This is a genomic window from Streptomyces sp. NPDC048185 (genome assembly GCF_043202495.1).
Taxonomy (GTDB): Bacteria; Actinomycetota; Actinomycetes; order Streptomycetales; family Streptomycetaceae; genus Streptomyces.
Map to the genome: position 1 here is coordinate 424,293 of NZ_JBIDAN010000006.1, position 12,635 is coordinate 436,927.

10 protein-coding genes and 1 tRNA gene are annotated in these 12,635 nt (G+C 71.8%); 5 read left to right on the forward strand and 6 right to left on the reverse strand.

The features are described from left to right. Positions 1-4 precede the first annotated feature (4 nt). Both ACGF3H_RS20605 and ACGF3H_RS20610 read right to left on the reverse strand, forming a co-directional pair. Positions 5-2,536 carry an FtsX-like permease family protein gene (locus ACGF3H_RS20605; RefSeq protein WP_362497825.1) on the reverse strand — a complete coding sequence of 844 codons (2,532 nt, stop codon included), beginning with the start codon at positions 2,534-2,536 and terminating at the stop codon, positions 5-7. Between the two features lie 45 nt (positions 2,537-2,581). Then, on the reverse strand, positions 2,582-3,352 hold the full coding sequence (locus tag ACGF3H_RS20610; protein ID WP_362497822.1) for an ABC transporter ATP-binding protein: 771 nt from the start codon (positions 3,350-3,352) through the stop codon (positions 2,582-2,584). Positions 3,353-3,782: 430 nt separating this feature from the next. Between ACGF3H_RS20610 and ACGF3H_RS20615 the strand changes: the two genes are divergently transcribed. From ACGF3H_RS20615 to ACGF3H_RS20625, 3 genes are all read left to right on the forward strand, one after another. Beyond that, a tRNA-Leu gene (locus tag ACGF3H_RS20615) sits at positions 3,783-3,866 on the forward strand. Positions 3,867-4,194: 328 nt separating this feature from the next. Further along, a complete protein-coding gene (locus tag ACGF3H_RS20620; RefSeq protein WP_362497819.1) occupies positions 4,195-5,370 on the forward strand; it encodes a 4-hydroxybenzoate 3-monooxygenase in 1,176 nt (391 codons plus the stop codon). A gap of 158 nt (positions 5,371-5,528) precedes the next feature. Beyond that, complete coding sequence (locus ACGF3H_RS20625) at positions 5,529-6,440, forward strand: Bax inhibitor-1/YccA family protein (protein WP_362497816.1); 912 nt, start codon at positions 5,529-5,531, stop codon at positions 6,438-6,440. 125 nt (positions 6,441-6,565) lie between these two features. Here ACGF3H_RS20625 and ACGF3H_RS20630 read toward each other — a convergent pair whose 3' ends face one another. Then, a complete protein-coding gene (locus ACGF3H_RS20630) occupies positions 6,566-6,796 on the reverse strand; it encodes a DUF4287 domain-containing protein (protein ID WP_225637830.1) in 231 nt (76 codons plus the stop codon). A 103-nt stretch (positions 6,797-6,899) separates the two neighbouring features. On the opposite strand from ACGF3H_RS20630, the gene ACGF3H_RS20635 reads away from it, so the two are divergent. Then, positions 6,900-7,211: a hypothetical protein gene (locus tag ACGF3H_RS20635; protein ID WP_362497812.1), complete on the forward strand. Its 312-nt coding sequence runs from the start codon at positions 6,900-6,902 to the stop codon at positions 7,209-7,211. A gap of 24 nt (positions 7,212-7,235) precedes the next feature. Here ACGF3H_RS20635 and ACGF3H_RS20640 read toward each other — a convergent pair whose 3' ends face one another. The 3 genes from ACGF3H_RS20640 to ACGF3H_RS20650 form a co-directional block, all read right to left on the reverse strand. Beyond that, positions 7,236-8,018 carry a hypothetical protein gene (locus tag ACGF3H_RS20640; RefSeq protein ID WP_362497809.1) on the reverse strand — a complete coding sequence of 261 codons (783 nt, stop codon included), beginning with the start codon at positions 8,016-8,018 and terminating at the stop codon, positions 7,236-7,238. A 292-nt stretch (positions 8,019-8,310) separates the two neighbouring features. Further along, entirely contained in the window at positions 8,311-9,531 is a 1,221-nt protein-coding gene (locus tag ACGF3H_RS20645; RefSeq protein ID WP_362497806.1) for an acetyl-CoA C-acetyltransferase, read from the reverse strand. A 299-nt stretch (positions 9,532-9,830) separates the two neighbouring features. Then, complete coding sequence (locus ACGF3H_RS20650) at positions 9,831-10,856, reverse strand: SGNH/GDSL hydrolase family protein (protein ID WP_362497804.1); 1,026 nt, start codon at positions 10,854-10,856, stop codon at positions 9,831-9,833. A gap of 168 nt (positions 10,857-11,024) precedes the next feature. Here ACGF3H_RS20650 and ACGF3H_RS20655 point away from each other — a divergent pair, with 168 nt between their 5' ends. Next, entirely contained in the window at positions 11,025-12,413 is a 1,389-nt protein-coding gene (locus ACGF3H_RS20655; protein WP_362497801.1) for a cystathionine beta-synthase, read from the forward strand. The last annotated feature ends 222 nt before the right edge of the window (positions 12,414-12,635 follow it).

The following is a 12,635-nucleotide window of genomic DNA, read 5'->3' on the forward strand; positions in this document are numbered from 1 at the left end:
GAGGTCACTCGGCCTTGATCGCGTTCAGCATGTTCAGCCGCGCGGCGTTGCGGGCCGGCCACATCGCGGCCAGGACGCCCACCAGGCCGGCCAGCACCACGAAGATCCCGATCCGGTCCCAGGGCAGGACCAGGGCGTATCCCGGGATCTGGTCGGCGACGGTCTCGCCGATCGCCCAGCCGAGGAACGTGCCGAGACCGATGCCGACCACCGCGCCGAACACCGAGATGACGACGGCCTCCAGCCGGACCATCCGCTTCACCCGGCGCCGGTCCAGACCGATCGCGCGCAGCATGCCGATCTCCTGCTGCCGTTCGAAGACGGACATCGCGAGGGTGTTGACGACGCCAAGGACCGCGATGATCAGGGCCATCGCGAGCAGGCCGTACATGACGTTCAGCAGGGTGTTGATGGCACCGCCGAACTCGTCGCGGATGTCCTGCCGGTCCATCACGGTGATCGCCGGGTTGTCGCCGAGCGCGTCGACGAGGACCTTCTCGTTCGCCGCGGACTGGCCGCCGTCGACCTTCACGAAGATCTGCCGGATGGACGGCTTCGTCTCGTGCCGGTCCACGACCCCGCGGTCCACGAGGACGGGGGAGAGGAACTCGCTGTCCTTGTACACGGCGCCGACCGTGAGCGTGGCCTTCTCGTCGTCGTCGAAGGTGACGGGCACGGTGTCGCCGGTCTTCCAGCCCCTGCTCTTCGCCGTCTTCTCGGCGACCGCGATCCGGCCGTCGGCGAGCGAGCCCGCGCTGCCGCTGACGACGTCGACGGCCAGGACCTTCTCGATGTCGCCCGGGGTGACCGCCGAGGCGGACACGTAGTCCTCGCCGATCCGGAAGTAGGCGTCCTGCTGCGGCGAGACCGCGGACACGCCCTCGGCCTTCTCCAGCGCCGTCAGCGCGGACCCGTCGAGGTCGCCGCCGTTGGCCATCGAGACCATGTAGTCGGCCTTGATGTTGTCCGTCGTCATCTTGTCGATGGCCGTGCCGACCGTGATGCCGAGCACCGACAGGCCGGTCACCAGCGTCAGGCCGATCGCCAGCGCCGAGGCGGTCGCGCCGGTGCGGCGCGGGTTGCGGACCGCGTTCTGGCCGGCCAGCTTGCCCGCCACCCCGAAGGGCCCGACGAGCAGTGGACGGACGAGCGCGATCACGGGCCGGGACAGCAGCGGGATCAGGACGATCACGCCGATCAGCGCGAGGAACGCGCCCGCCCCGATGTACATCCGGCCGTCGTCGCCGCCGGTCGAGGCGCCCGCCACGATCCCCGCCGCACCGAGGGCGGTGACGGCCGCGCCGATGGAGTTGCGCAGCACCAGCGACTTGGTGGTGGCCACCGCGTGGACGCTGTTCATGGCCGCCACCGGCGGGATCTTCGCGGCCCGGCGGCCGGGCAGCCAGGCGGCGAGCACCGTGATCAGCACGCCCACCGCGAAGGCCGCGACCACCGGCGTGGCGGACAGGACCAGCGGACCGTTCGGCATCTTCATGTCGAACGCGGCCATGCCGGAGCGCAGTCCGACGGCGAGGCCGACGCCGAGGGCGAAGCCGACGGCCGAGGCGACCAGGCCCACCAGCGCGGCCTCGGCGAGCACCGAACGGGTGATCTGCCGGCGGGACGCGCCGACGGCGCGCATCAGGGCGATCTCCTTGGTGCGCTGGGCGACCAGCATCGTGAACGTGTTGGAGATCAGGAAGATCCCGACGAAGAGCGCGATGCCCGCGAAGCCGAGCAGGACCTGCTTGAGGTTGCCGAGGCCCTGTTCGATCTGGTCGGCCTGCTCGTCGGCGAGCGCCTGGCCGGTCTGCGCCTCGGCGGTGTCGGGCAGCAGCGGCTCGACCGCGGCCAGGATCTTCGCGTCGTCCGCGCCGGGGGCGGCGGTGACGGTGGCGCTCTCGAAGTAGCCCGGCCGGAGGTACTGCTTCTGGGCGACGGCGGTGTCGAACAGGACGAGGCTGCCGCCGGCGTTGACGGCGCCGTCCTCGGTGGTGAACACCCCGCTGAGGGTGTACTCCTTCACCGGGCCGTTGGTCGCGACGCGCACCCGGTCGCCGACCTCGTACTCGCCCTTGGCGGCGGAGTCCTCGTCCAGGGCGATCTGGTCGTCCCGCACCGGGCCGGAGCCGCCGGTGAAGGTGTAGGCGGCGTCCTTGCCGTCCTTGCCGGGGGCGAAGTTCGAGCCCTTGTTGGACCAGCCGACACCGATGAGCTTCCCGTCGGGATCGGCGACGCCGGCGAAGCCCTCGACGCGGCCGTACACCCCGGCGACGCCGTCCACGGCGGAGATCCGGTCGAGGGTCTTGCCGGAGAGGCCGTACCCCTCCTTGGGGTTGTCCGAGTCGGCGTACGAGGTGACGGCGACGGCGACGTCGTCGTAGCTCTTCGCCGACTGGTTGCGGAAGGCGTTGGAGAGGGTGTCGGCGAAGACCAGGGTGCCGGACACGAACGCCACGCCGAGCATCACGGCGAGCACGGTCATCAACAGCCTGGCCTTGTGCGCGAAGACGTTGCGCAAGGCGGTACGGAACATGGGTCTACTTCGTCCAGACGTACGGGAGGGAAGGTGGCGGGGGCGTCAGCTCGTGCGGCCCTTGGCGTCGAACCGCTTCATGCGGTCCAGCACCGAGTCGGCCGTCGGCCCGTACAGCTCGTCGACGATGCGTCCGTCGGCGAGGAAGACCACCCGGTCCGCGTAGGCGGCGGCCACCGGGTCGTGGGTGACCATGACGACGGTCTGGCCCATCTCGCGCACCGAGTTGCGCAGGAAGCCCAGCACCTCGGCGCCCGAGCGGGAGTCCAGGTTTCCGGTCGGCTCGTCGCCGAAGATGATCTCCGGCCGCGAGGCCAGGGCCCGGGCCACGGCGACACGCTGCTGCTGGCCGCCGGAGAGCTGGGCGGGACGGTGCCCGAGGCGGCCCGACAGGCCGACCATCTGGATCACGGAGTCCAGCCACTGCTTGTCCGGCTTGCGGCCGGCGATGTCCATCGGGAGGGTGATGTTCTCCAGCGCGGTCAGCGTCGGCAGCAGGTTGAACGCCTGGAAGATGAAGCCGATCTTGTCCCGGCGCAACTTGGTGAGCTGCTTGTCCTTCAGCGAGCCCAGCTCCGTGTCGCCGATGCGCACCGAGCCGGAGGAGAAGGTGTCCAGTCCGGCGACGCAGTGCATCAGCGTGGACTTGCCGGAGCCGGAGGGGCCCATGATCGCGGTGAACTCGGCCTGCCGGAAGTCGACGGAGACCCGGTCGAGGGCGACCACCTGGGTCTCGCCCTGGCCGTAGATCTTGGAAAGCTCCGTGGCGCGTGCGGCCACGTCGGTGGACCGGTCGGCGATGGGTGCGGTGGTCACGGGAGGGCGCTCCTGTCGGTACGGCGGTGTGCTCGGGGACGTCATCCATCGTCCCGGCCGGAGGGTGCCGTGGAGTCAGCCGCTGTTCCGGTTTCGGGGGGCGACTGTGGTCGGACGGCCCCGGCCGGTGTCATACCTGCGGATGACGGGCGACCCTGACGGCACCCCTCCGGCGGCGCCCGCGACGGGCCCGCTGTTGTGCGCGGGCGCGAGAACGGGGCGGGCGTCCTGGTCGAGACGGTGAATTCCCGTCATTCCGCATGCGTGGCCGGTCGTCGCCCGCAAGGCTGTTGGCACGTGCGGACGGCCTGTTCCGGTAGCTGATGCTCCCTCAGGCGCCAATAAAATAAGACAACATCGGCCTGACCGCCCGCTGTCGGAGGGGTGCGTCCCGATAGGGTCGGAGCACTCGACGCGGTGCCCATGGCCTGCCCGGATGGTGGAATGCAGACACGGCGAGCTTAAACCTCGCTGCCCCTTCGCGGGCGTGCCGGTTCAAGTCCGGCTCCGGGCACTTACCGCGCTGCCGTGTTCCCCGGCGAAGAGCCGCGCGGTTTCGGGGGCGCCAAGTGAGCGCCACCCGGAACCGCCTCGGCCGGGCGGATCGCTCCTCCGGACCGGACCCGGTCGCGCCTGCGCGTCAGGCACGGTGGTGCGCGTCCCGGCTTCCTCCTCCCGCCCCCCTTCCGTCTCGGCGAGCTGCTCGGCGCGAACCGGCCCGGAACCGTTGACAGCCGCGCGCGGGGAGCCGAGACTCAGCGCAGCAGTGAGTGAAGGAATTTTCACCACGCGAACAACACAGCGACCCCCGCGGCAACGACGCCAATCGAAGGGAACGACCGATGCGCACCACCGTCGGCATCATCGGGGCCGGCCCCGCCGGACTCCTGCTCGCCCGGCTGCTCCACAACGCCGGGATCGACTCGGTCGTCCTGGAGAGCCGCGACCGCGCCTACGTCGAGCGGCGCCAGCGCGCCGGGATCCTGGAGCAGGGCACGGTGGACGTCCTGCGCGCGGCCGGAGCGGCGGAGCGCATGGACCGCGAGGGGCTGCGCCACGACGGCATCGAGCTGCGCTTCGACAGGCGGCGCCACCGCGTCGACTTCCCCGCGCTCACCGGCGGCCGGTCCGTGACGGTCTACGCCCAGACCGAGGTCTGCAAGGACCTCATCGCGCTCCAGCTCCAGAAGGGCGGCCCGCTGCTCTTCGAGGCGGAGGCACTGGCCGTCGAGGGCGCCGGCACCGACCGGCCGCGCGTCCGCTTCCGGCACGAGGGCGTCGAGGACGTCCTGGAGTGCGACTACGTCGTCGGCTGCGACGGCTTCTGGGGCGTCGCCCGCAAGGCGGTCCCGGCCGGCCTGAGCCGCACCTTCGAGCGCACGTACCCCTTCGGCTGGCTCGGCATCCTCGCCGACGTCGCCCCCTCCCACGACGAGCTGGTCTACGCCCGCCACGACCGGGGCTTCGCCCTGCTGTCCATGCGCTCCCCGTCCGTCTCCCGCCTCTACCTCCAGGTGCCCGAGGGCACGGACGCGCAGGCGTGGAGCGACGAGGAGATCTGGACCGAGCTGGAGCGCCGCTTCGAGACGGACGACGACTGGACGCTCCAGCGGGGGCCCATCACCCAGAAGTCCGTCACCCCCATGCGCTCCTACGTCCACGAGCCCATGCGGCACGGCCGCCTCTTCCTGGCCGGCGACGCCGCGCACATCGTGCCGCCCACCGGAGCCAAGGGCCTCAACCTCGCCGTCGGCGACGTCGTCACCTTCGCCCGCGCCCTGGCGCACCGGCGGCGGACCGGCTCCGACGAGCTGCTCGACGCCTACTCCGCCACCTGCCTGCGCCGGGTGTGGCAGGCCGAGCGGTTCTCGTACGACATGACGACCCTCCTGCACCGCGCCCCCGACGCCACGCCCTTCGACGACCGCCTCCAGGTGGCGCGCCTGGACCGGATCGCCTCCTCCCGCGCCGCCGAGACCGACCTCGCCGAGGCCTACACCGGCTTCCCGATCGGCTGAACGCGGGGCGCGGCCCCGGCAGTGAGCGGAATCACCGCTGCGCGTAGCGTGTTGCGCCACAGGACGAGGGAAAGATCCTCCCCAAGCAGTAGGGTCAATCCTTTGCCGTTCTATTACTCTTAGGCCAAGGCTGCGCAGTGTGGCCATGGAGGAGTGAAATGAGGAGCAGAAACCCGGTCTTCTCGCGACGGGGGTTCAGCCGCGACAACGGCTACGCGGGCTTCAACGCCGCGCCGCAGGCCGGGGGACCCGCCGTCGCCACGCAGGGCAATCCGTACGCGCAGGGCGCCCCGTACGCCCAGCCCGTCGGCAACCCCTACGCGCAGAACCCTTACGCCCAGCAGGACCAGCAGTACGGCACGCCGCCGCAGGCGCCGGCGACGACCGGCCGGATGACGATCGACGACGTCCTCGTCCGCACCGGGTCCACGCTCGGTGTCCTCATCGTCACCGCCGCGCTCGCCTGGGCGCTGCTGCCGGTCGACGACGCCCACATCAACCGCTCGTACGGCATCGGTATCGGCGCCGCGCTGATCGGCATGGTGCTGGCGTTCGTGCAGTCCTTCAAGCGCAAGGCCTCGCCCGCGCTGATCCTGACCTACGCGGCGTTCGAGGGCGTGTTCCTCGGCGTCGTCTCCAGCGTCGTCGACAACCGCATCGCGGACGGCGCGGCCATGCAGGCCGTGATCGGCACGATGGCGGTCTTCGCCGGTGTGCTGATCGCGTACAAGGCCGGCTGGATCCGGGTCAACCGGCGCTTCTACGGCTTCGTGATGGCGGCCGCGCTCGGCTTCGTCTTCCTGATGATGGTGAACCTGCTGTTCGCCGTCTTCGGCGGCGGTGACGGCCTCGGCTTCCGCAGCGGCTCCCTCGGCGTCGTCTTCGGCATCGTCGGCATCCTCCTCGGCGCGTGCTTCCTCGCCCTGGACTTCAAGCAGGTCGAGGACGGCATCGCCTACGGTGCCCCGCGCGAGGAGGCCTGGCTCGCCGCCTTCGGCCTCACGCTGACGCTGGTGTGGATCTACATGGAGTTCCTGCGGATCATCTCGATCCTCAACAGCAGCGACTAGAGCAGCGACTAGCACCACCGCGACGCCCCGCCCGCCGGAGCGCCGCGTGAAGGGGCCCCGGGCACTGTGCCCGGGGCCCCTTCGTCGTCGTCGTGGTTCATCACCACCGGTGGAACGGTGCACGCCTAGAGCAGATTGCGCGCGGCCCTCCTCAGGTCGTACTCGTGGACGATGGCCTTCGCGTGGCCGTACGCGAGGTTGTGTTCGTGACGGAGCCAGCTGACCTTCTCCTCGAAGCGGAAGAGAGCGGGTCCGTCCTCGACGGCGCGCAGCCAGTCGGCGATCTCACGACCGGTGCAGTGGGGGATGCGGGCGAGCAGGTTGCGGTGGGTCTCCTCGGAGAAGACGTGGGACATCGGCGCCTCCGGGCGAAAGGGGATGTAAGCCGGTCCTTCAGGTCACCGTGCCTGAGCGTTCGTCCGTTGGCAACAGTCCCGGAACGCCGCGTACGCTCACGCCGTGGTTGATACGACGCCTTTGACCCGTGCCGTGGACGACTTCGCCGACCGGCTGCGGGCCGCCCCGCAGAGCAGGCTGCAACGCGGGGCCGCCGCCGAGGCGCTGGAGCTGGCCAGGGAGCTCGCCCGGCGCGCCCAGCTCGCGGAGGACCCGGACGCCGAGCCGCGGGAGATGCCGGACGCGGGGATGTTCGCCGCGGCCGACCAGATCGCCGTGGCCGCGCACGACCTGGCCGTCGTCCTGACGGACGCGGACCAGGTGGAGCAGGCGGTGCGGCTGGTAGAGGAGGCCCGCAAGCGGGCCGGGGTGTGAGGGCGCGCCCGAGCGCTCCCGCGACTACAGGGACGCGATGACCCGGTCCGCCAGGATGTAGACGTTCTCCTCGCCGCACGCGAAGGTCAGCGTGTAGGCGCCGGAGATGCCCGAGCCGCCCAGGAGGTACGGCGTCCGGCCCGCCCGCAGGGCGGCGGCCAGGCGCTCCGCGGTCTCACGGTGGCCCGGCGTCATGCACAGGGTGGTGCCGTCGGCGAAGACGTACACGTCGAGGGTGCCCAGCGGGCCCGGGCGGACGTCCGCCAGCGCGACGTGGGAGGCGGCCAGCTCCTCCAGCGCGGCGACGGTGCGCTCGTGGTCGTTCACGGCCGGGGCCGGGTTCGGCACGAAGTCCGGGTGCGAGGGGTGCCGGCGGCGGGCCGCGGCCAGCTCGGCGGACTCCCCGGCCGGCTCGTCGGCGTCCGCGCCCGGCTCCGCCACCGGCTCCAGGCCCACGAGGTCCGCCTGGCGGGGCAGGAACAGCTCGCTGTCGGACAGGCCGAGCAGCAGGGGGGCGTCGGAGGCGTCGCGGGACTCCTGGGCGGCCCAGAAGGCGCGCGCCTCGGCGAGTTCCCGCTCGCGCTCCTCGGCGAGCGCCTCGGCGACGGCGGCGCGTATCTCCTCGGCGTCGCTGGTGGTGCGGGCGGCCGGGACCCGGCTCCGCTTCGCGGCGGCGCGGCTCTCCGTCAGCTCGGTGTGCAGGGCCGCGACCTGGCGGCGCAGCACGAGGACAGCGCGCAGGACGGCGACGCCCACGGCGCCGGTGGCGGCCGTGGTGAGCAGCAGGGCGATCGGCATGGCGCTCACGGACGTACTCCCGGTTTCAAAGTCGACCCCCGACTTCCTACCTCAGCTTGAAGGGCGGACCGGCCGTCTGTCAGTGCGTAACGTCACGAAAGGGACAGGGCTTTGGGCCCGTGAGGTACGCCTGTGACGGGGCTGACCTGCAGGGATCGCGGTGGCGGGAGAGGTAGGTCACATCCTGGGGGAGTTTGGGTCACAAATCGGCCCAGAACCCTGGTGCCGCCGGGTTCTGGGCCGAAGGGTGACGCTGGGTCCCCGGGGTGCTACTGACGGTTCCTCAGCAGCCGGTCCCGGCTCAGCTGAGGCGCTCGATGACCATGGCCATGCCCTGGCCGCCGCCGACGCACATCGTCTCCAGGCCGAACTGCTTGTCGTGCCACTGGAGGGAGTTGATCAGGGTGCCGGTGATGCGGGCGCCGGTCATGCCGAAGGGGTGGCCGACGGCGATGGCGCCGCCGTTGACGTTCAGCTTCTCCAGCGGGATGCCGAGGTCCCGGTAGGAGGGGATGACCTGCGCGGCGAAGGCCTCGTTGATCTCGACCAGGTCGATGTCGTCGATGGTCAGACCGGCGCGGGACAGCGCCTGCTTGCTCGCCTCCACCGGGCCGAGGCCCATGATCTCGGGGGAGAGGCCGGAGACCCCGGTGGAGACGATGCGGGCGAGCGGGGTCAGGCCCAGCTCCCGGGCCTTGGTGTCGCTCATGATCACGAGGGCGGCGGCGCCGTCGTTGAGCGGGCAGCAGTTGCCGGCGGTGACCAGGCCGTCGGGGCGGAAGACGGGCTTCAGGCCCTGGACGCCCTCCAGGGTGACGCCGGCGCGCGGGCCGTCGTCCTTGGACACCACGGTGCCGTCGGGCAGCGTGACCGGGGTGATCTCGCGCTCCCAGAAGCCGTTCTTGATGGCTTCCTCGGCGAGGTTCTGCGAGCGGACGCCGAACTCGTCCATGTCCTGCCGCGTGACGCCCTTGACGCGGGCGAGGTTCTCGGCGGTCTGGCCCATCGCGATGTAGGGGTCGGGGACGAGGCCGTCCTCGCGCGGGTCGTGCCAGGTGGTGCCCTCCTGCTGCGCGACCTCGGCGGTGCGGGCCTCGGCCTCGGCGAAGAGGGGGTTGCGGGTGTCCGGCAGGCTGTCGGAGTTGCCCTTGGCGAAGCGGGAGACCATCTCGACACCGGCCGAGATGAACACGTCGCCCTCGCCGGCCTTGATGGCGTGCAGGGCCATGCGGGAGGTCTGCAGGGACGAGGAGCAGTACCGGGTGACGGTGCAGCCGGGCAGGTGGTCCATGCCCATCTCGACGGCGACGATCCGGCCGAGGTTGTTGCCCTGCTCGCCGCCGGGCAGGCCGCAGCCGAGCATCAGGTCGTCGATGTCCCTCGGGTCCAGCTCGGGGACCTTGGCGAGCGCCGCCTGGATGATCGTGGCGGCCAGGTCGTCGGGGCGCAGGTCCTTCAGGGAGCCCTTGAAGGCGCGGCCGATGGGGGAGCGGGCGGCTGAGACGATCACGGCTTCGGGCATCACGGCTCCAGTGGCGTCGCGGGGATGAGGCGGCTGGTTGGGAAGTTACCCGGACGTATGGCCCGGGTCACGGGTCTGGGTGTGTGACATGGGCCGCAACTTTCTAAGCGCTTGCTTGGCCCCCCGGTGGTCGGGTGGACGCGGTGCGGGGGCGCGGGGAGCCGTGGCCGGGCGCGGGCCGTCCGTGGCCGGTCGCGCCGTTCCCCGCGCCCCTCCGGGGGCACGGATGCCGCCCCCGCCGCTGCGGCGCCTGGACGGCCTCGTGCTCGAACGCCGATCGGGCCGACGCCCCTTCCCGCCTACCTCCGCTGTGCCGACGTCGCCGGTTCCGCCTCCGAGACCCTCCGCCTGCGGCGGCGCTTGAGCAGGGCCCAGGGTCCCCGCGGCCCCGTGGGCATCGCCGCCGCGACCTCCGTGCCGGCCTCGTCCGCAGCCTCGGCCGCCGCCCGGGCCACCGGCAGGAAGCCCTCCCGGCGGGCGACGTCGGGCCGCTCTTCCTCCGCCGGCCACAGGCCGAGTGCCGCGCAGACCGACGGCAGGACCGCCATCGCCGCCGTGGCGTACCCCTCCGCGGAGGGGTGGTAGTTGTCGGGGCCGAACAGCTCCCGCGGGTTCTCCGCGAACTCCGGTCCCAGCAGGTCGCCCAGCGACACCGTGCGCCCGCCCTGTTCCACGACGCCGATCGTCTGCGCCGCCGCCAGCTGCCGCGAGGTCCGCCGGGCCAGCCAGCGCAGCGGCTGCGGTACCGGCTCGATGGTGCCGAGGTCCGGGCAGGTGCCGACGACCACCTCCGCGCCGGCCGTGCGCAGCCGCCGTACCGCCGTCGACAGGTGCCGCACCGAGCGGGTGGCCGGCATGCGGTGGGTCACGTCGTTCGCCCCCACCATGATCACGCAGATGTCGGGCATCCGGCCCGGATCGGCGAGCACCAGCCCCACCTGCCGGTCCAGGTCGTCCGACCGGGCCCCCGGCACCGCGACCGAGTGCAGCTCCACCGGCCGCTCGGCCACCGCCGCGAGCCCCGACGCCAGCAGCGCGCCCGGGGTCTGGCCGGCCCGGTGCACGCCCTGCCCGGCGGCCGTCGAGTCGCCCAGCATCACCAGCCGCAGCGGCGCCTCGGCGGCTGTCGCCAGAGTGCCGCCGTACAGTCCCGCCGCGTTCGGCACCCGGTCGGGCGTGCCGATGCCCACCCGGCGCCTGGCCAGCTGCACCTCCGCCAGCAGCAGACCGACCGCGGCCGCGCCGGCCAGCCCGATCCCGCCGCCGCCGTACGCGGCGCCGGCCGCGATCCGCCGGGCCACCCGCGCCCTCGACATGCTCGTCATACGTCGCCGCCACCTCCATCGAGCCGTACACCCACTGCTTGCCCCGTACGGACGGTCGCCCAATCTCGACGCGGAGTGAACGACCGACACAGGGCATCGGCGGGCCGCCAGGCCATAGGCTGGCGGAACCAATCACGACCACATCTTTTGCGGCATCCGGAGACCACGGTGCATTTCCACGACTCGATGATCAGCCTCGTCGGCAACACCCCGCTGGTGCGGCTCAACAGCGTGACCAAGGGCATCAGGGCCACCGTCCTGGCCAAGGTGGAGTACTTCAACCCGGGCGGCTCGGTGAAGGACCGCATCGCCCTGCGCATGATCGAGGCCGCCGAGCAGAGCGGCGAACTGAAGCCCGGCGGCACCATCGTCGAGCCGACCAGCGGCAACACGGGCGTCGGCCTCGCGATCGTGGCCCAGCAGAAGGGCTACAAGTGCATCTTCGTCTGCCCTGACAAGGTGTCCACGGACAAGATCAACGTGCTGCGCGCCTACGGCGCCGAGGTCGTCGTCTGCCCGACGGCGGTCGACCCCGAGCACCCGGACTCCTACTACAACGTCTCCGACCGCCTGGTCCGCGAGACGCCGGGAGCCTGGAAGCCGGACCAGTACTCCAACCCGCACAACCCGCTCTCCCACTACCACTCGACCGGCCCCGAGCTGTGGGAGCAGACGGAGGGGAAGATCACCCACTTCGTCGCCGGCGTCGGCACCGGCGGCACCATCTCGGGCACCGGGCGCTACCTGAAGGACGTCAGCGAGGGCGCGGTGAAGGTGATCGGCGCCGACCCGGAGGGCTCCGTCTACTCCGGCGGCTCCGGACGCCCGTACCTCGTGGAGGGCGTCGGCGAGGACTTCTGGCCCACGGCCTACGACCGCGACGTCGCGGACGAGATCGTCGCCGTCTCCGACAAGGACTCCTTCCAGATGACCCGCCGCCTCGCCAAGGAGGAGGGCCTGCTGGTGGGCGGCTCCTGCGGCATGGCCGTGGTCGCGGCGCTGGAGGTGGCCGAGCGGCTCGGCGAGGACGACGTCGTCGTCGTCCTGCTGCCGGACAGCGGCAAGGGCTACCTCAGCAAGATCTTCAACGACGAGTGGATGGCCGACTACGGCTTCCTGGAGGACACCGGCCCCAGCGCCCGCGTCGCCGACGTCCTGAACGACAAGGAGCACGGCGCCATCCCCTCCCTCGTCCACATGCACCCGGACGAGACCGTCGGCCAGGCCATCGAGGTCCTGCGCGAGTACGGCGTCTCGCAGATGCCGATCGTCAAGCCCGGCGCCGGCCACCCCGACGTGATGGCCGCCGAAGTCGTCGGCTCGGTCGTGGAACGCGAGCTGCTGGACGCCCTGTTCGCCCAGCGCGCCTCGCTGGAGGACCCGCTGGAGAAGCACATGTCCGCCCCGCTGCCGCAGGTCGGCTCCGGCGAGCCGGTCGCCGACCTGATGTCCGTGCTCGGCTCCGCCGACGCGGCGATCGTCCTGGTCGAGGGCAAGCCGACGGGCGTGGTGAGCCGTCAGGACCTGCTGGCCTTCCTCGCCAAGGGCGGCAAGTAGGCCCGGCGCCCGCACGGGCCCGTGGACTTCGCGGAAGTGGTACGCGCGCGTCACGTCGGCGCAGCACCCGCTTAACACGAGGTCGGCACAGTAGGGGGTGTCGGCAGGGCGGAGGGGGTGCCTCCCAGGCGTTGAGCACTGGGGGAGGCCTCCCGCCCGGCCGGCACCGAACGGCGTCGAGGACCTTCCGGAGCGGCTCCCGGACTTCCACGGACGCCACGG